Origin of the sequence: Xanthomonas sontii (assembly GCF_040529055.1) — a bacterium.
GTDB classification, from domain to species: Bacteria; Pseudomonadota; Gammaproteobacteria; order Xanthomonadales; family Xanthomonadaceae; genus Xanthomonas_A; species Xanthomonas_A sontii.
Map to the genome: position 1 here is coordinate 3,927,944 of NZ_CP132342.1, position 18,723 is coordinate 3,946,666.

An 18,723-nucleotide genomic window follows, 5' to 3' on the forward strand; every position below is an offset into this window, starting at 1 on the left:
GCCCTGGGAGGGGACGCCATGACGCACACCATGTCGCGCTTGGGCGCGATGATGTTTCTGCAGTTCTTCATCTGGGGCGCCTGGTTCGTGACCCTGGGGACCTATCTGGTGCAGGGGCCGCTGCACGCCAGCGCGAGCCAGGTGGCGACGGCGTTCCTCAGCCAGTCCATCGGCGCCATCGTCGCGCCGTTCCTGGTCGGCCTGATCGCCGATCGCTACTTCGCGGCGCAGCGCATCCTGGGAGTGCTGCATCTCGCCGGCGCGGTACTCATGTGGCTGGCATCCACGGCGACGAGCTTCGGCGTGTTCTTCGCCTGCGTCATGGGCTACATGCTGCTGTTCATGCCGACGCTGGCGCTGGCCAACAGCGTGGCGATGCGGCACATGCAAGCGCCGGAAAAGCAGTTCCCGCCGGTGCGCGTGGCCGGCAGCGTCGGCTGGATCGTGGCCGGCGTGCTGATCGGCTGGCTGGGCTGGGAACAGGCGCATCGGCTCGAGCTGACCTTCCGGATGGCGGCGCTGGCCTCGCTGGCCCTGGGCCTGTACGCCTTCACCCTGCCGCACACGCCGCCGCTGGCGCGCCAGCGCGATGCCGGGCTGGGGCAGATCCTGGGGCTGGACGCGCTGCGGCTGCTGAAGTCGCGCTCCTATCTGGTGTTCTTCCTGGCGTCCATCGCCATCTGCATCCCGCTGGCGTTCTACTACAACTTCACCAACCCCTATCTCAACGACCTGGGCGTGCGCGGCGCGGCAGGCCTGCAGTCGCTGGGCCAGGTGTCCGAAGTCCTGCTGATGCTGGCCATGCCGTTCCTGTTCGTGCGGCTGGGAGTCAAGACGATGCTGGCGGTGGGCATGGCGGCGTGGGTGGTGCGCTATGCGATGTTCGCCTTCGGCGATGCGGGCGGCGGCTTTTCCCTGCTGGTGATCGGCATCGTGCTGCACGGCATCTGCTACGACTTCTTCTTCGTCACCGGCCAGATCTACACCGATGCGCATGCCGGCCCCGCCGCACGTAGCAGCGCACAGGGCTTCATCACCCTGGCCACATACGGCGTGGGCATGCTGATCGGCACCTTCCTGTCCGGCGCGGTGGTGGAGCACTACACCACCGCGGCGGGCCCGGACTGGCGGCAGATCTGGCTGTTCCCGGCCGGCGTCGCGCTGCTCGTGCTGGTCGCCTTCCTGCTGCTGTTCCGCGACCGGCCCGCCGTCGCGGCCGCACGCTCCGCACCTTGAGGATCCCCCCGATGCCCAAGCTTGGAATCGCCATCGTCGGCACCGGCATGATCGGCGCCGTACACCGTCGCGCGGCGCTGCTGGCCGGCGCCTCGGTCCGCGGTGTCGCCGCCTCGTCCCCACACCGCGCACGCGAGGTGGCGCAATCGTGGGATGTCCCGCATGCGTATCGCGATATCGAGGAGGTCGTCGCCGATCCGCAGGTGCAGGTCGTGCACGTCTGCACGCCCAACCATCTGCACCGCGCCATGGCGCAGGCGGCGCTGGACGCCGGCAAGCACGTGATCTGCGAGAAGCCGCTGGCCACCACGCTGGAGGATGCGCGGGCGCTGGCGGCCCTGGCCCGCGCGACCGGGCTGGTCGCCACGGTGCCCTTCGTCTACCGCTACCACCCGGTAGTCCGCGAGGCACGCGCGCGCATCGCCCAGGGCGAACTGGGGCCGCTGCGCCTGATCCACGGCAGCTATCTGCAGGACTGGCTGCTGGATCCGGCCAGCAACAACTGGCGTGTGGACCCGTCGCTGGGCGGCACGTCGCGCGTATTCGCCGACATCGGCTCGCACTGGTGCGACCTGGTGGAATGGGTGAGCGGCGAGCGCTTCGCCGAGGTCAGCGCGGCGTTCGCGACGGTGATCGCCGAACGCGGCACCAACACCGGACAGAGCTTCACCACGCCGGCGGCGGGCGGCGCGATGCAGGCGGTCGCGAGCGAAGACGTGGCCATGGCGATGCTCCGAACCGGCGCCGGAACGCTGGCCTCGTTGACGGTCAGCCAGGTCTCGGCGGGGCGCCGCAATCGGCTCTGGTTCGAGATCGATGGCGCCCAGGCCAGCGTGGCGTTCGACCAGGAGGACGCCGAACGTCTGTGGATCGGCCGGCCCGACCAGCGCGAGGAAGTCTTCGTGCGCGGACCGGGTGCCGGCAGCGCCGAACAACGCCGGCTGGCGACGCTGCCGGCCGGGCACGCGCAGGGCTACGGCGATTGCTTCGAGGCGTTCGTCGCCGACACCTACCGCGCCATCGACGGCGAGCGGCCGGACGGCCTGCCCACCTTCGACGACGGGCTGCGCTCGGCGCTGATCGTCGATCGCGTCATCACATCGGCCAGGACACGCGGCTGGACATCCATCGACTGACTCCCGGAAGGACTTCCTGATGAACACAGCGACACGCAGAACCGCAACCCTCGCACTGCTGCTCTTCGCGGCCCTGCCCGCCTTCGCACGCGACGCCGCCGGCCAGGAGGCCCCCATCGCGGTGCAGATGTACTCGCTGCGCAACGCCGGCACGCTCGACCAGCAGTTGAAGATCGTCCATGACGCCGGCGTGGGCGCGGTGGAAACGGTCGGCACGCAGAACATGAGCGCGGTGGAACTCAAGCAACTGCTGGACAAGTATTCGATCAAGGCGATCTCCTCGCACGTGCAGCTGGCCGACCTGCGCAAGGACCTGGACGGTGCGGTGGCCTTCAACCGCTCGATCGGCAACACGACGCTGGTGGTGCCTTACCTGGACCAGAAGGAGCGGCCCACCGATGCCGCAGGCTGGACCGCACTGGGCAAGGAGCTGGGCCAGCTCGCGACGCGGGCACGCGCCAAGGGCATGCGCCTGGCCTATCACAACCACGATTTCGAGCTGGTCGATTTCGATGGCAAGACCGGCCTGGAACTGCTGTTCGCCGCGGCCGGCCCCGATCTCAAGACCGAGCTGGACCTGGCGTGGGTCGCGCGCGCGGGTTACGACCCGGCGACGATGCTGGGCAAGTTCAAGGGCCGCATGTTCGCGGTCCACGCCAAGGACAACGCACCGAAAGGCCAGGCCCAAGACGAAGGCGGCTTCGCCGCGGTCGGCAAGGGCGTGCTGAACTGGAACGCGATCCTGCCTGCCGCGGCGGCGAGCGGCGTGCAGTGGTACATCATCGAGCACGACCAGCCGCGCGACCCGGCCAGCGTCATCCGGACCGGGGCGGAGTACCTGCGCGAACATCTGCCCGCCAGCACACAGCGCTAGCACGCAAAGGAGTTCCGCTTGAAAACGATCACGACGATGGCCGTGGTGCTGCTGGGGGCGACGCTTGCGCCCAAGGCCTGGTCCAAGGACGACCCGGCGGCCGGCGCGCAGCTCTACGCGAACCATTGCACGGCCTGCCATGGCGCGAATCGCGCGGGCGTCCCGCCCACCTTCCCCGCGCTGACCGACGTGGGCAAGCGCCTGCAGCCCGCGCAGATCAAGGAGAAGATCCGCAACGGCGGCGGGCTGATGCCGCCGTTTTCGCAGCTGTCGCAACAGGAGGTCGACGACCTCGCCAGCTTCCTGGCGCAGTAGGGCGCGCCCTCCATTCCCGAGTATGCCGCGTTGGGCGCGGCATACCCGGGATCGCCGACACGCCTCGGGCGATCGGCGCCGACTGCGCGCCGGCGCTACAGCTCGCGCACCCAGATGTTGCGGTAGCTGACCTTGGAATCGTGCTCCTGCAGGAAGATCGGCGCACATCCATGCGGCGCATACGACGGCGCGCCGATGTATTCGGTCTTGCCCGCCAGCACGGTGTCGTTCTGCACCAGCACGCCGTTGTGCAGGACGGTGATGCGCGCGGGTGACGTGAGCCCGCCGCCCTGCGAGAAACGCGGCGCCGTCCAGATGATGTCGTACACCTGCCACTGGCCCGGCGCACGCGAGGCATTCACCAGCGGAATGGCCTGCTTGTAGATCGCACCGGCCTGGCCATTGGCATAGGTCGGGTTGTCGTAGCTGTCGAGCACCTGCAACTCATACAGCTCCTGCAGGAAGATGCCGCTGTTCCCCCGCTGCTGGCCGTCGAAGCCACGGGTCGCGGTGGGCGTGCGCCACTCGACATGCAACTGGATGTCGCAGAAGCGCTGCTTGGTGCGGATGCCCTTGCTGCCCGGCACCACGGTCAGCGCGCCGTCGGCGACGCTCCAGGGCACGCGTCCGCCCTGCTCCGACTCCCAGGCCGACAGATCCTTGCCGTCGAACAGCACGATCGCGTCGGAGGGCGCGCCGCCCGGGGGCGTGGCCACGGTCGCGGGCACGGGCTTCCACACTTCGGTCTTGGCAGGATCGCGTGCGGGGTCGCCGTCGGCCTGCGCGACCGCAGGCGCCACGGCCAGCAGGCAGGCCGCCATCAGCAGGGATCTGGTCATCGTGTTTCCAGGAAAAGGAGGAAGGGCGAAGCGTGGCGCTCCATTAGCCAGTGGCCCAAGCAGGCGTACCGGGAACGTAGGTGATGTCTTCATAGCGTCCCGGCACGGCGACGTAGCGCAGCACTTCGGTCGCGCCGACCTCGGAGGTGAAGAAGCCGAAGATGGTCAGCTGCTTGATCATCGTGAAGGGATGCGGCATCGCGTCCGCCGCGTCGGCGGTGCCGGTGTCGGTCACGTCGACGGCCTTTGCCTTGGCCTCCGCATCCAGGGCGCGCAGCAGTTCGGCGCGCGCCTGCGGGGTGAGCGACACGAATCGGCCGCCGGCACGTTTGTCGATCTCGGCCAGGCCGGCGCGGAACGTCGCCTGCTGCCGCGGGGTGTAGCAGTCGGTGACGAATTTCGCCATGAATGCACCGGCACCGGCGTCCTTCGCCCCCGGCGTCTTGGTCCGCGGCAGGATGGTCTCGGCGATCTCGTCCAGCGTGCCGATCTCGGCGGCGGAGAACAGCACCTTCGTCCCCGCGGCCGACGCTTGTGCCGGGGCGAGCGCGGGCAGGCCGACCATCGCCGCGCCCGTGGCGGCGAAGATCATCTTCAGCAGTTCGCGACGTTCCATCACAGGTTCCCCGCTTTCAGTTCGCGCACGGCATGATCGGCGGCACGTGCGGTCAGCGCCATGTAGGTCAGCGAAGGATTCACGCAGCCGCTGGAGGTCATGCAAGCGCCATCGGTCACGTAGACGTTCGGCGCGTCCCACACCTGGTTGTACTGGTTCAGCACGGAGTTCTTGCGATCCCGGCCCATGCGCGCGGTGCCCATCTCATGGATGCCCTTGCCCGGCGCGTAGTCGCCATCGTGCATCTTCACGTCCTTGACGCCGGCCGCCTCCAGCATCTCGGCGGCATCGGCGGCCATGTCCTTGCGCATGGCCTTTTCGTTCTCGCGCATGGCGACGTCCATCGCCAGCACCGGCAGCCCCCATTTGTCCTTGCGCTGCGGGTCCAGGCGAATCGTGTTGTCGTGGTGCGGCAGCATTTCGCCGAATCCGGTCATGCCGATGCTCCAGTCGCCCGGCACGGTCAGCGCCTCCTTCAGGTCGGCGCCGATGTTCAGCTCGGCGATCTCGCGCGACCAGCCGGTGCGGCTCGCACCGCCCTGGTAGCCGAAGCCGCGCAGGTAACCGCGCTTGTCCATGGCGACATTGCGGAACCGGGGGATGTAGAAGCCGCAGGGACGGCGGCCGAAGTAGTACTTGTCCTCGTAGCCCTCGACCCGGCCGGAGGCACCGGCGCCGAAATGATGGTCCATCACGTTGTGCCCGAGCTCGCCCGACGACGACCCCAGGCCGCCGTCCCAGACGTCGGTGGCCGAGTTCATCAGCAGCCAGGTCGAATTGAACGAGGACGCATTGAGGAAGATGACATTGGCCGTGTACTGGTAGGTCTGTCCGCTCTCGGCATCGATGATCTCCACGCCGCGCGCACGCTTGCGGTCCTTGTCGTAGAGCACCTCCTTGACGATCGAGAACGGCCGCAGGGTCAGGTTGCCCGTCTTCATGGCCGCTGGCAGCGTGGCCGCCTGGGTCGAGAAATAGGCGCCGAAGGGACAGCCCAGGATGCACTTGTTGCGATACTGGCAGTTGACGCGGCCCTGCTCGACCTTGGGCTGGGTGATGTTGGCGGTACGCGAGTGGATCAGGTGCCGGGTGCCGCCAAAGGCCTTCTTGATCCGCGCGGCGACGTCCTTCTCGACGATGTTCAGCGGGATCGGCGGCAGGAACTCGCCGTCCGGCAACACGTCAAGTCCCTCGCGCGTGCCGGCGATGCCGGCGAACTTCTCCACGTGGTCGTACCACGGCGCGAGGTCGGCGTAACGGATCGGCCAATCGGTGGCGATGCCGTCCTTCAGGTTCGCCTCGAAATCCAGGTCCGACAGGCGATAGCTCTGCCGTCCCCACATCAGCGAGCGGCCGCCCACGTGATAGCCGCGGAACCAGTCGAATCGCTTGATCTCGGTGTAGGGCGATTCCTTTTCGTTGGCCCACATTCCCTGCAGGTTCTCGACCAGGGCGTAGTCGCGCATCAGCACCGGATAATCGGCCTTCATCGCCTGGGTCGGGCGGTTGCGATGCGGGAAATCCCACGCCTCCTTCATCGCGTTGACGTAGTCCTTGACGTGCTCGATGTTGCGTCCGCGTTCCAGCATCAGGACCTTGAGTCCCTTCTCGGTCAGCTCCTTCGCCGCCCAACCGCCACTGATGCCCGAGCCAACGACGATGGCGTCGTAATGATTGTCTGCCATGGGTTCTACTTCACCTCGGTGGATAGCGTTTCAGACATCGCAGAGGCGGATCGCCTCGCGCAGCGAGCCGACGGGATCCGGCGCGGTAGGAATGAACTCCTGCGCCAGATAGCCATCGAAACCGGTATCGCGGATCGCGCGACAGATGGCGGGATAGTGGAGCTCCTGAGCGTCCCCGATCTCGTGCCGGCCCGGGACGCCGGCGGTGTGGTAATGCTTGAAGCACGCGTGATGCTTGCCGATGGTGGCGATGATGTCGCCCTCCATGATCTGCATGTGGTAGATGTCGTACAGCAGGCCGAAATGGTCAGAGCCGATCCGCTGGCACAGCTCCACGCCCCAGGCGGAGTGGTCGCAGAGATAGTCGTGATGATCGACCTTGGAGTTCAGCAGTTCCATCACCAGCACGACCCCGCGCTTCTCGGCATGCCCGAGGATGCGCTTGAGTCCGACTTCGGCGTGGGCCATGCCCTCCTGGGGATCCATGCCATTCCGGTTGCCGGAAAAACAGATGAGGTTGCGATAGCCGGCATCGGCCACCAGATCGATGTGCCGCGTGTAGCGCGCGACCAGCTCATCGTGGAACTGGCTGCCGGCGAAGCCCTTGTCCAGGCCGAGTTCCGCGCCATTGCACATCGCGCTGTACACGCCATGCGCCCTCAGCGTGGGCCAATCCGCCGGGCCCACCAGATCGATGGCGGCGAACCCCAGGCCCTTCACCACCTGGCAAAGCTGTGCGGTCGACAGCTGCGGAAACGTCCAGCGGGCGACAGACTGCTTCAGGTTGCCCTTGAGCGGCGTGGCGGCAGCGAGTGCCGGCAACATGCCCACTGCCCCAAGGCCAAGGCTCCCGGCGACCGCCATGCGCAGCGCGTCGCGCCTCGTGAAGCCCGAGGCCGGCGCCGATCCGATCGAATGGATAGACATCCACCTTCCGGCCTCCCAACCGGTCTCAAACGCTGACGATTCGCCGCAATTCAATCGATTGAACCATAGAGCAGTGAATTGCGCTTTTGCAAGACGCACTGCACGAAAACACATGCTGCAGGGCACAACGCCTGTGGTGTCAGCCGTCATGACGGTGATGGATTCTCGGGTGACGTACGGAGTTGTGCAGCGAGACGTAGAGCGACAAACAAACGGGTATTTGGTGAACCTCCTCAAGCAGGCGACGCATGGCGAGATACCGACGGACCCGTGGTTCCTCCCTGGGACTAAGGCGCTAAATCGCCTGCAAGGCGGCGGGGATGGGAGGTCGGACCTGGAGCTTCAGGACACCTCCGCCGCGTTGCCATGCGCATTCATGTGGTGAGGATCGTGGTGTAGCGGCGAGCGACGCCAATGTGCTTTCCGCAGAAGCGGCTTTAGCCGCGATGGCTTTCATCGGAAAGCCTGTCGCCGCTAAAGCAGCCCCTACGACACCTTCCCCGTTGCAGCGGGGTCGGCCGGCGTTGAGCGATAGCATGGACTCGGCACGAAAGCCGCGCCAAGGCGTTGCCGAGGCGACCGGGCACGACGCGACGCTTGGCGACCGACCCCGTTTTGAAGGCAAGAACAGCGGGGCACTCGCCGCTTGCACGCACGCTCCGCCCCCAATCGCCAGCGGTGAAAAGCACGGTACGTGTGACCACTCCAGTCGACCGATACCGTCTGGCTTCATATCGCCTGCGTTGGAGGACCGGACAGACTCGCGCTAGAAAGGAAAACACCTCGCCAAAACAGAAAAAACCCCGGCAAGCACAATGGCTTACCGGGGTCTGTTTGCATCGCAGGAACGACGAAAGATCAGAACGGAATATCGTCGTCCGCGAAGTCGTCCATCGGCGCGGACTGCTGCGGGGCCGGCTGCTGCCGGCGCGGCGCGTAATCCTGCCCGCCGCCACCACCGCCGCCACCGCCCATGCCGGAGCGTTCCTGGCGCGGCGGCGCCGAGCGCTGCGGACGGTCGCCGCCGCCCATGCCGCCGCCACCGCCCTCGCCGCGGCCGCCGAGCATCTGCATCTCGTCGGCGACGATGTCGGTGGAGTACTTCTCCACGCCGTCCTGGCCGGTGTACTTGTCGTAGCGGATCGAGCCTTCGACGTAGACCGAGCTGCCCTTGCGCAGGTACTCGCCGGCGATCTCACCGAGCTTTCCGAAAAACACCACGCGATGCCACTCGGTGCGTTCCTGCTGGTTGCCGTCGCGGTCCTTGCGCACGCTGGTGGTGGCCAGGCTGATGCGGGTGATGGCCATGCCGGCCTGGGTGTACTTGGTGTCGGGATCGTTGCCGAGGTTGCCGACGAGGATGACTTTGTTGATGCCGCGGGCCATGAGCTGCTTCCGTCTGGGGTCTCCGCGGCCAGGGGCGCGCAGAGCGGTAAAGAAGATTTCGGGGAGCAATCCTAACATCGCCGGGCCGGACCGGCCTGCGCCAGGCGCCCGCGGGCGCCCCGGAAAACGCCGCATTGGGCTGTCGGAATCCTGCCGGCACGCCTCCCGCCGGGCGCTGCAAACCCAGGCACGGCAAGCTCTCCGCCCCCTGCCCCGGCCCACAACGGGACGGATGTGGCCGCGCAGCCTATACTTTGCGCACGTTTCCAGTCCTGTCCGCATGAGCATCGCCGAATCCCCCAGCTCCGCCCTGGGCCTGCCCCAGATCCAGATGCTCGCCGCGCCGGACATGGCCGAGGTGGACGCCCTGATCCGCCGCCGCCTGTCCTCGGACGTCGTGCTGATCAACCAGATCGCCGACCACATCGTCTCCGCCGGCGGCAAGCGCCTGCGGCCGATGCTGGTGGTGCTGGCCGGCCGCGCCTGCGGCGCCGGCGGGCCGATGCAGCACCAGTTGGCGGCGATCATCGAATTCATCCACACCTCGACCCTGCTGCACGACGACGTGGTCGACGAGTCGGACCTGCGCCGCGGCCGCAGCACCGCCAATGCGCTGTGGGGCAACGCGCCCAGCGTGCTGGTCGGCGATTTCCTGTATTCGCGCAGTTTCCAGCTGATGGTGGAGCTGGACAGCATGGCGGTGATGCGCCTGCTGGCCGACACCACCAACCGCATCGCCGAGGGCGAGGTGCTGCAGCTGCTGCACGTGCACAACCCCGACACCGACGAAGCCGCCTACCTGCGCGTGATCGAGCGCAAGACCGCGGTGCTGTTCGCCGCCGGCACCCGGCTTGGCGCGCTGGCCTCCGGTGCCAGCGAGGCGGTGCAGGAGCGCCTGTACGACTACGGCATGCAGCTGGGTTATGCGTTCCAGATCGCCGACGACGTGCTCGACTACACCGCCGACGCCGCCGACCTGGGCAAGAACCTGGGCGACGACCTGGCCGAGGGCAAGGCCACGCTGCCGCTGATCCACGCCATGGCGCATGCCGACAACGTCACCCGCGCGCGCCTGCGCCAGATCGTCGAACAGGGCGACGCCAGCGCGATGCCAGAGGTGCTGGCCGCGATCGAGGCCAGCGGCGGCATCGACTACAGCCGCCGCCGCGCGGCCGACTACGCCGCCGCCGCCGAGCGCGCCCTGGACGGCCTGCCGGAGAACGAGGCGGTGGCCGCCCTGCGCGGCCTGGCCCGCTACGCGGTCGAGCGCAGACATTGAGCGCTGCCCAGGCATGATCGCCTTTGACGCCGAGGACCGCTCCGTATTGCTGGCGGTGAAAGGCGTCGGTCCCACCGTGGTCGCGCGCCTGGAACAATTGGGCGTGCATTCGCTGCAGGCGCTAGCTGTGATCTCTCAGTAGGTTGTTCATCCGGGGCATCTCTGGAAGATGGGGGTTACCAAGCCAACCCAGCCCCAGGAGCCCCGGATGAACCTGCATAAACATGCCCGTTTGAGCCCTCGCGGTCGAGCCCTGCTGGTGGATCGCATCCTTGTTCATGGGCTGCGCGTGGAAGAAGCGGCGCATGCGGCCGGTGTGAGCGTCCGAACGGCCTACAAATGGCTCAAGCGCTTCAAGGAAGAGGGGGCGCAAGGGCTGAGCGACCGCACCTCCCGGCCTCACGACTGCCCCCATGCCACGCCTCGGGGCGTGGTGGATCAGGTCATCGCGCTGCGCCGTTCACGCCACACGTATCGGCAGATCGCCGAGCAGCTGCCTGTGGCGCCGAGCACCATCGCCCGGTTGCTGCGCCGCGCCGGCCTGCACCGGCTGGCCGAGCTGGAACCGGCGCTGCCGGACAATCGCTATGAATACGCCCAACCCGGCCAACTGCTGCATCTGGACATCAAGAAGCTGGCCCGTTTCCGCCAGCCCAGCCACCGCGTGACCGATGATCGGACGGTCACCTCCCGTGGCATTGGCTGGGAGTACGTCCACCTAGCCATCGACGATCACTCGCGCGTGGCCTTCGGCACCATCGAGCCCGATGAGCGCGGTTTCAGTGCCTGCAGGGCCCTGATGCAGGCGGTTCGCTACTACCGCAGCCTGGGCGTGCGCTTGGAGCGCGTGTTGACCGACAACGGCGCCTGCTACAAATCACGCCGCTTTCGACGCCTTGTCCGACGGCTCGGCCTGCGCCATCTGCGAACCCGACCCTACACGCCACGCACCAATGGCAAGGCCGAGCGGCTGGTGCAGACCAGCCTGCGAGAATGGGCTTATGCGCGCTCCTATATCGACTCCACGCAACGCGCCAACGCCTTCTCGGGCTGGCTGCATCATTACAACTGGCATCGACCACACGCCAGCCTCGGCTACAAACCGCCCATCTCCCGAATTCCACTGAACAACGTGGTGGGTTTACACAGCTAGCCGCCTGCGATGCACGGCAACTCACCGAACAGGCCGCGGCGCTGCTCGGCTCCACCTGCTGGCGCAACAGCCCGCAAGCGCGCGCGGCCATGAGCGGCGCCATCGCCGCGGCGCAGGCGCACTTGCTCAAGCACTCCGCCAAGACACCTTAAGGGCCTATTGGGCCCATTTAGCCGCCATCGGCGCGCAGCCGCGCGCCGGAGGGGATTGGTGATTCGGGATTGGGGATTCGCGACGGCGGCTTGGTTGACGCCTGAAGCGCTACGGGCTCGCCACACCAACCGATCAGTTGGGCGGCGCCGACGGTCCGCTTTTACCAATCCCCAATCCCGCCAAGCGCGCAGCGCGAGGCACCTCCCGAATCCCGGAAGCCCCTCCCTACTCCCGCCCGAACCGCTCCTCGAAGAAATCCTCGAGCATCCGGTAGGCACGCTTGGCCGCACGCGGGTTGTACTGGCAGCCCGGCGGGCTGTTGGCGTCGGCTTCGGCGAAGCAATGCACGGCACCGCTGAAGTTGACGAACTGCCAGTCGGCGCCAGCGCCGTTCATTTCCTGCTCGAAGGCGGCGATATCGTCGCGGCTCACGCTCTTGTCGTCGGCGCCATTGAGCACCAGCACCGGTGCCTTGGCGCTGCCTGCGGCTGCCGGTGCCGCCGTGACCAGGCCACCGTGCAGGCTGACCACGCCGGCGAGCGGCGCACCGGCGCGGACCAGTTCCAGCACCGTGGTGCCGCCGAAGCAGAAGCCGACCGCGCCGATCCGGGCCGGATCCAGCGGCGCCTTGCCGGCCTGCGCCTTCAGCGCCGCCACCGCCGCCAACGCCCGCGCGCGCAGCGTGGCCGGATCCTTCTTCAACGCGCCGGCGAACTGCCCGGCCTCGGTATCGTTGGCCGGCCGCTTGCCCTTGCCGTAGACGTCGGCCACCAGCACCACGTAGTCGTCGCCGGCCAGGCGCTTGGCCTTCTCCACCGCGGAGTCGTTGACGCCGCGCCAGTTCGGCACCATCACCAGGCCGGGGCGAGTGTCGTGGTCGGCATCGTCGTAGACCAGCACGCCGCTGAAGGTGTCCTTGCCGACCTGCCACTCCACCGGCTTGGCCTGCATCGCCGCCCAGGCCGGCAGCGGCAGCGCCAAGGCCAGCCCGAGCAGACCGGCCCACCGCAGCATCGATCGTATGCGCATCGCCCTTCTCCCGTGGAAACCAGGCGGCAGTCTAGAACGTGCCATGCACGTCGAGGTGAGGGCGACGGCGGCCGGCGATGGCGATGGGACAAGGCGCACAGCGCCGTCGCATGGCGGCCCGGCGAATGCTTCCGGGCATGCTCTTTCCGCAGCACCCACGACGGACAGCGACATCAGCGCACCGCGTGCGCCGACGCCGCGCCGAGGCTCAGGCGATGCCCAGCCCCGGAATGGCGCTGATCGCATCGGGGTCGAACCCGGCCAGCGCGGCGAAATGGCGGCCGCGCGCCACGTAGTCGCGGTAGGCGCCGAAGCTGGGCGCACCGGGCGACAGCAGCACCACGCCGCCCTGCTCGCCCAGCGCCGCGCGCGCCAGCGCCACCGCCTCCGCCAGGTCGGCCGCGGCATGCAGGCCGAAGCCGGCGGCGGCGGCCAGCGGCGCCAGCAGCGCGTGGATGCGCGGGCCGTTGGCGCCCAGGGTGACGATCTCCAGCGGTGCCCCGCCATCGCGCATGTGCGCGGCGAAGTCCTGCCAGTCCAGGCCGCGGTCGTGACCGCCCACCAGCAGCGCGATGCGCCGCCCGCGGAAGCACTCCAGCGCCGCGAGGCTGGCATGCGGGGTGGTGCTGATCGAGTCGTTCACATAGGTCACGCCGTCGCGCGTGCCCAGGGTCTGCAGCCGGTTCGGCAGCGGCCGGAAGCGATCGGCCGCCGGCGCCAGCGCCGCCGCATCCAGGCCCAGCGCCTCCACGGCGGCCAGCACCGCGCACAGGTTGCCGCGGTTGTGCCGGCCCGGCAGCGGCGCCTGCGCGCTGTCGTACACCGCGCTGTCGCCGCGGTAGACCACCTCGCCGCGCATGTGCCAGCCGTCCTCGCGGTTGAACCAGCGCACCTCGCTGTCGGGCAGCTGCAGGGCGGCCAGTTGCGGATCGGCGGCGTTGAGCAGGGCGATGCGCGGCCGCGCATGGGTGACCAGTTCGAGCTTGTCGGCGATGTAACGCGCCTGGCTGCCGTGCCAGTCCAGATGCTCGGGAAACAGGTTCAGCACCAGCGCCAGCTGCGGCCGCGCGCCGCTGCGGGCCACGTCGCCGGTCTGGTAGCTGGACAGTTCGACCGCCCAGTACTGCGGCGGCGGCATCGGCGCCAGCACCTCCAGCAGCGGCACGCCGATGTTGCCGACCAGGCCGGTGCGATGGCCGCCGGCGCGCAGCAGGTGCGCCAGCAGCGCGGTGGTGGTGCTCTTGCCCTTGGTGCCGGTGACGCAGACGCTGCCGGGCACCACGCCGTCGGCGCCGGCGTGTTCGGCGAACCACAGGGCGGTGCCGCCGATGAAGCGGGTGCCGCGCGCCGCGGCGGCCTGTGCCTCGGGCCGGTAAGGACTGATCCCGGGCGACTTGATCACCACATCGAACGCGGCCAGGCGCTCGGCGGTGGCCTCGGTCTCGACATGCAACGCAGGATCGTGCAGCGCGGCGATCTCCGCGGCCTCCTCAGCCGAACAGAACACCGTCAGCGGCAGCGCACGTCTCGCTTCCCCGTTCCCGATTCCCGCTTCCCAGCCACGCACGGCCGCATACGCCGCGCGGCCCTCGCGACCCCAGCCCCACAGCGCGACGCGCTGCGACTCAAGCTGCGAAATTCGCACGCACGCGTTCCCACAGATCGGCCGGGATGCGGTGCTGCGCGTCCAGTTCCAGCAGCGGCTCCACGCGCAGGTCGGCGGGGTCGAGCTGCGGCTGGATCTCGCGGATGAAACGCGCCACCAGCGCGTCCTCCTTCCATTCCGCACGCGCCGCCAGCGCCGCCATCGCCGCGCGCGACTCGCGGCCTTCGCCGACGCACTCGAACGGCTTGTGGTCCTGGAACTCCAGCAGCGCGTCGAAGCCGCCGGCCTGGCCGGCGTCGTCGAGCAGGTTGCGGCCGAAGATGCGCACCAGCCGCGTCTTCGGCATGAACGGCGCCAGCGCCAGGAACACGAAATGGCACTTCGGGCAGACCCCGCACCAGCGGTGTGCCGGGCGCTCGCCGAGGATGTGGAAATTGCGGTTGCAGCTGGAGAAATGCGCGTCGTAATGGTCGGTTTTAGCGAACTGCCGCGCCACCGCCAGTTCCGACAGCGGACGCAGCAGCGAGTAGTAGCGCAGGTCCGCGGCCACGTAGCGCTGCACCTGCGTACCGAACGCCTGCTCGAAGGCCCAGCCCTTGGACCATTGGTGGTTGACCTCGCCGGTGCCGGCGATCTGGCTGCCGTAGCTGGCCGAGTGCTCGTTGGAGAACACCACCTGGCCGGCGTCGTGCAGCACCGCGGCGAACACCAGGATCGCCGAGTTCACCGCCGTCACCGGGATATGCCCGTTCCACGCGCCCTGCCGGTTCAGCTCGAACAGCTCCGGCGCCAGCGTGCGGCCGATGTTCAAGGTCGGCAGCCCGGTGCGCTCGGCGCAGGCGCGGATCAACTGCGAGCCGCCGATCCAGGTCACCGTCTGCGCCACGCCGGCCGCGCGCAGCGCTTCGATGCTGACCAGCGAATCCTTGCCGCCGCCGATCGCCACCAGCGCCTGGTCGCGCAGGCCCAGCGCCGCCGCATCGGCCGCGTCGGCCTCCGCCGCCGGGAAGCGGATGCGCCCGCGCAGGTCCAGGCCATTGCGATAGGCGAACTCGCCCAGGCCATGCAGGTACACGCTGTCCAGCAGCGCGGCGGTCTCCGCATCGATGGCGTAGTCGTCGATGACGATGCGCGGCGGCACCGCCGCCTTGTAGTAGCTGACGCCGGCGATCAGGTGCAGCAGGCGCAGCGCGCGCTGCGCCGCCTGCGCGCGCGCCGGGTCGAGCGCGAACGGCGCACCGGGCACGGTGATGGTCTCCACCAGCTCCGGGCCGTCGTCGAACGCATAGACCAGGCGCGCCACGCCGCTGTCGGCGTCGAAGCCGCAGCGCACGAAGCGGAAGGTGGCGATCTGCTGTTTGTCGAAAGCGGTCATGGACGTCCTGCAAGCACACGGGTGTGCCGCAAGTAGCGGCGGCACAGAAGAAATTCGAGCATCGAAAACGGCAAGGCGGCCCACAGCAGCGGCAGGCAGCCGAATACGAACGCCATCAGCAGCAGTTGCCAGTGCTGTCCGGCCGGCACCGACGCGGCGGAGGCCAGGACGGCGACCAGCACATACAGCGCCAGTGCCGGCACGTAGGCCAACGCGGCCAGGAGCGAGGTGCGCAGGGCCAGCGCGCCGGTGCTCGCCGCGGGCCCGCGGCGCTGCCAGCGCACCGCCAACCATGCGCCGATGGCAGCGGCGGCCAACGCCGGCAACGCCCACTTCAGGCTGTCGGTCCACGGCAGCGAGGTGCCGGACTGATACACCGCGGTGGCAGCCACCATCGCAAGCGCGCCGGCCGCGGCGCTGCCCGCGACGAATTCAATCTGCGTGCCCATCGATCGCCTCCTCGCGGGGCAGTTCGCGCTGGTTGTAGGTGCTGGCCATGCTGTAGCCGTAGGCGCCGGTGTCGGCGATCAACATCACGTCGTCGGGCGCGGTGCCCGCCGGCAGGCGCCGGCGCTTGCCGAACACGTCGCTGGATTCGCAGATCGGCCCGACCACGTCGAACACGGTCTCGGCCGGCTGCTCCAGGCGGCTCAGGTTCGCCACGTCGTGCCAGGCGTCGTACAGCGCCGGGCGGATCAAGGTGTTCATGCCGGCATCCAGGCCGACCCGGCGGATCCCGTCCTTCTCGATCACCTGGGTGGCGCGGGCCAGCAGCACGCCGCATTCGGCGACCAGATAGCGGCCCGGTTCGATCGCCAGGCGGAACGCCGGATGCACGGCCTTGGCCTGGGCCAGGCCCTGGGCGAAGGTCTCCAGGTCGAACGGTTCGTCGTCGGCGCTGTACGGGATCGGCAGGCCGCCGCCGATGTCGATGACCTCGACGCTGCCGATGCGCCGGGCAAAGCCGGCCAGCTCGTCGCACATGCGCCGCCAGTGCTGCGCCGTCTCCACGCCGCTGCCCAGGTGCGCGTGCAGGCCGACGATGCGGATGTCCAGAGCGCGCGCGGCCTCGACGAACTCGTCGACGCGGGTCGCCGACAGGCCGAACTTGGAGGCCTTGCCGCCGGTGTTGACCTTCTCGTGGTGGCCGTCGCCATGGCCCAGGTCGATGCGCAGCCACAGGCTGCGGCCACGGAACAGCTCCGGCCAGCGCTGCAGCGCCTCGACGTTGTCCACGGTCACGGTCACGCCCAGCGCGAACGCGGCTTCGTACTCGGCGCGGGGTGCGAAGCTGGGGGTGAACAGCACGCGGCGCGGCGACAGCTCCGGCACGATCTCGAACACCCGGCGCAGCTCGCCGTGCGAAACGCACTCCAGGCCGAAGCCTTCCTCGACCAGGGTCTGCAGGATCGCCGGATGCGCGTTGGCCTTGATCGCGTAGTAGCGCTGGTCCACCGCCGCGATCGCCTTGAGCGCACGCGCGCGCTCGCGCAGCGTCGGTAGGTGATAGACGTAGCGCGGCGTGCCGGCCTCGGCCAGGCGCAGCAGATGCGCGCGCTCGCCCTGCCACCACGGCACCGGCCGCGGCCGCACCGTGCCGGCGATCTCGCGCCAGCGCGGGCCGAACACCTCGGTCTCTTCCACCGGCATCGCGCCGCTGTCGATCAGTTCGGCGTGCAGGATCGGCAGCAACCCGTCGGCGTCGGTCTCGTCGATGACGAAGGTCAGGTTCAGGTCGTTGGACGACTGCGAGATCATGTGCACGCGCTCCTTGCCGAACGTGGCCCACACGTCCGAGAGCTTGTGCAGCAGCGAGCGCATGCCGCGCCCGACCAGGGTGATCGCCGCGCACGGCACGATGATCTTGACCCGGCAGATCTCCGCCAGGTCGGCCGACAGCGCGGCCAGCACGTCGGTATTGACCAGATTCTCGCTCGGGTCCAGCGACACGGTGACGTTGGTCTCGGCCGAGCCGATCAGGTCCACCGACAGCCCGTGCTTCTTGAACAGCGCGAACACGTCGGCCAGGAAGCCGACCTGCTGCCACATGCCGATGCCTTCCATCGACACCAGCACGATGCCGTTGCGGCGGCTGATCGCCTTGACCCCGGGCACGGTGCGGGCGTTGCCGTCGATGCTGGTGCCGGGCAGCTCCGGGCGCTCGGTGTCCAGGATCGCCATCGGCACGCCACCGTCGCGGCACGGCTTGATCGAGCGCGGGTGCAGCACCTTGGCGCCGGTGGTGGCGATTTCCTGCGCCTCGTAGTAGTCCAGGCGGGTCAGCAGGCGCGCGTCCGGCACCTCGCGCGGATTGGCGCTGAACATGCCCGGCACGTCGGTCCAGATCTCGACCCGGCTGGCGCCGAGCAGCGCGCCGAAATACGCCGCCGAGGTATCCGAGCCGCCGCGGCCGAGGATGGCGGTGCCGCCGTCCTCGTGCCGGGCGATGAAGCCCTGGGTGATCAGCATGCGCGAGGGCTGGGCGACGAAGCGCGCGCGCCACTGCGGATCGGACTGCCACTGGCACGACACCGACAGGCGCCGCGACCAGGCGCTCTGGTTCGGCTGCGGCGGCAGCGCGTCCAGCCATTGCCGCGCGTCCATCCAGCCCATGTCCAGGCCGTTGGCACGCAGGTAGGCCGCGCCCAGGGTCGAGGACAGCAACTCGCCCTGCCCCAGCACCTCGGCCTGCCAGTCCAGCGTGCGCTCGGCGGCGCGCGGATCGGCGAGCAGGCCGCGCAGCGCCGCCAGGCGTTCGCCCAGCACCGCCTCGGCGTCCAGCTCCAGTTCGGCCAGAAAGTCGCGGTGGCGCTGCTCCAGCGCGGCGACGCGCTGCGCGCTGTCGGCGCTGCCGTCGGCAATCGCGGTCAGTTCGTTGGTGACCCCGGACAAGGCCGACACCACCACCAGCACCCGCGCACCGGTCTCCTCCGCGCGTTTTTTCGCCAGCGTCCCAATCGTGTCCCAGCGATGACGACGCGACACCGAAGTGCCGCCGAACTTGAGGACGATCCAGCGATCGACAGGAGAGGAAGCTGACATGGAGTGGGGGTGTCTGGAATGTGGGGAAAACGCCTGCATGCGCGGGCGGAACCCCCGATTCTACTGCCAACG

General features: G+C 68.7%; 17 protein-coding genes. 7 read left to right on the forward strand and 10 right to left on the reverse strand.

Going from position 1 to position 18,723, the window contains the following annotated elements; translation table 11 throughout:
• The first annotated feature begins 18 nt into the window (after positions 1-18).
• Genes RAB70_RS16515 through RAB70_RS16530 form a run of 4 tightly spaced genes read left to right on the forward strand, consistent with a single transcriptional unit; the run spans position 19 to position 3,561 of the window.
• A complete protein-coding gene (locus tag RAB70_RS16515) occupies positions 19-1,236 on the forward strand; it encodes a nucleoside permease (RefSeq protein WP_148829047.1) in 1,218 nt (405 codons plus the stop codon).
• Positions 1,237-1,247: 11 nt separating this feature from the next.
• Entirely contained in the window at positions 1,248-2,372 is a 1,125-nt protein-coding gene (locus RAB70_RS16520) for a Gfo/Idh/MocA family protein (protein ID WP_148829046.1), read from the forward strand.
• Between the two features lie 19 nt (positions 2,373-2,391).
• Positions 2,392-3,246 carry a sugar phosphate isomerase/epimerase gene (locus tag RAB70_RS16525; protein WP_017917446.1) on the forward strand — a complete coding sequence of 285 codons (855 nt, stop codon included), beginning with the start codon at positions 2,392-2,394 and terminating at the stop codon, positions 3,244-3,246.
• Between the two features lie 36 nt (positions 3,247-3,282).
• Positions 3,283-3,561, forward strand: coding sequence for a cytochrome c (locus RAB70_RS16530; protein WP_017913243.1), 279 nt, complete (start codon positions 3,283-3,285; stop codon positions 3,559-3,561).
• Between the two features lie 95 nt (positions 3,562-3,656).
• Here the strand turns inward: RAB70_RS16530 and RAB70_RS16535 are convergent, their stop codons facing one another.
• The 5 genes from RAB70_RS16535 to RAB70_RS16555 form a co-directional block, all read right to left on the reverse strand.
• Positions 3,657-4,400, reverse strand: a complete 744-nt coding sequence (locus RAB70_RS16535) for a DUF1080 domain-containing protein (RefSeq protein ID WP_173003402.1) — start codon at positions 4,398-4,400, stop codon at positions 3,657-3,659.
• Between the two features lie 43 nt (positions 4,401-4,443).
• A complete protein-coding gene (locus RAB70_RS16540; RefSeq protein WP_017917444.1) occupies positions 4,444-5,016 on the reverse strand; it encodes a gluconate 2-dehydrogenase subunit 3 family protein in 573 nt (190 codons plus the stop codon).
• A complete protein-coding gene (locus tag RAB70_RS16545; protein ID WP_043095703.1) occupies positions 5,016-6,701 on the reverse strand; it encodes a GMC oxidoreductase in 1,686 nt (561 codons plus the stop codon). Before RAB70_RS16545 ends, RAB70_RS16540 begins: the two co-directional genes overlap by 1 nt.
• A gap of 30 nt (positions 6,702-6,731) precedes the next feature.
• Positions 6,732-7,628, reverse strand: a complete 897-nt coding sequence (locus RAB70_RS16550; protein ID WP_148829045.1) for a hydroxypyruvate isomerase family protein — start codon at positions 7,626-7,628, stop codon at positions 6,732-6,734.
• An 858-nt stretch (positions 7,629-8,486) separates the two neighbouring features.
• A complete protein-coding gene (locus tag RAB70_RS16555; RefSeq protein WP_048489408.1) occupies positions 8,487-9,014 on the reverse strand; it encodes a single-stranded DNA-binding protein in 528 nt (175 codons plus the stop codon).
• Between the two features lie 280 nt (positions 9,015-9,294).
• On the opposite strand from RAB70_RS16555, the gene RAB70_RS16560 reads away from it, so the two are divergent.
• From RAB70_RS16560 to RAB70_RS16570, 3 genes are all read left to right on the forward strand, one after another.
• The gene (locus RAB70_RS16560; protein WP_148829044.1) at positions 9,295-10,293 is read left to right on the forward strand and encodes a polyprenyl synthetase family protein; all 999 of its coding nucleotides are present in this window, start codon (positions 9,295-9,297) and stop codon (positions 10,291-10,293) included.
• A gap of 13 nt (positions 10,294-10,306) precedes the next feature.
• Positions 10,307-10,435, forward strand: coding sequence for a hypothetical protein (locus RAB70_RS16565; protein ID WP_265529709.1), 129 nt, complete (start codon positions 10,307-10,309; stop codon positions 10,433-10,435).
• Between the two features lie 66 nt (positions 10,436-10,501).
• The gene (locus RAB70_RS16570; RefSeq protein ID WP_353949534.1) at positions 10,502-11,446 is read left to right on the forward strand and encodes an IS481 family transposase; all 945 of its coding nucleotides are present in this window, start codon (positions 10,502-10,504) and stop codon (positions 11,444-11,446) included.
• 378 nt (positions 11,447-11,824) lie between these two features.
• On the opposite strand, the gene RAB70_RS16575 is transcribed toward RAB70_RS16570, so the two are convergent.
• The 5 genes from RAB70_RS16575 to RAB70_RS16595 form a co-directional block, all read right to left on the reverse strand.
• Positions 11,825-12,628, reverse strand: a complete 804-nt coding sequence (locus RAB70_RS16575; RefSeq protein WP_148827920.1) for a dienelactone hydrolase family protein — start codon at positions 12,626-12,628, stop codon at positions 11,825-11,827.
• Positions 12,629-12,836: 208 nt separating this feature from the next.
• Positions 12,837-14,273 carry a UDP-N-acetylmuramoyl-L-alanine--D-glutamate ligase gene (murD, locus tag RAB70_RS16580; protein ID WP_148827921.1) on the reverse strand — a complete coding sequence of 479 codons (1,437 nt, stop codon included), beginning with the start codon at positions 14,271-14,273 and terminating at the stop codon, positions 12,837-12,839.
• Entirely contained in the window at positions 14,254-15,609 is a 1,356-nt protein-coding gene (gene murL, locus RAB70_RS16585; RefSeq protein WP_148827922.1) for a UDP-N-acetyl-alpha-D-muramoyl-L-alanyl-L-glutamate epimerase, read from the reverse strand. Before murL ends, murD begins: the two co-directional genes overlap by 20 nt.
• Positions 15,606-16,058: a hypothetical protein gene (locus RAB70_RS16590; RefSeq protein ID WP_148827923.1), complete on the reverse strand. Its 453-nt coding sequence runs from the start codon at positions 16,056-16,058 to the stop codon at positions 15,606-15,608. The genes murL and RAB70_RS16590 overlap by 4 nt, the downstream gene beginning before the upstream one ends.
• Entirely contained in the window at positions 16,042-18,651 is a 2,610-nt protein-coding gene (locus tag RAB70_RS16595) for a bifunctional aspartate kinase/diaminopimelate decarboxylase (protein WP_148827924.1), read from the reverse strand. Before RAB70_RS16595 ends, RAB70_RS16590 begins: the two co-directional genes overlap by 17 nt.
• Positions 18,652-18,723: the final 72 nt, after the last annotated feature.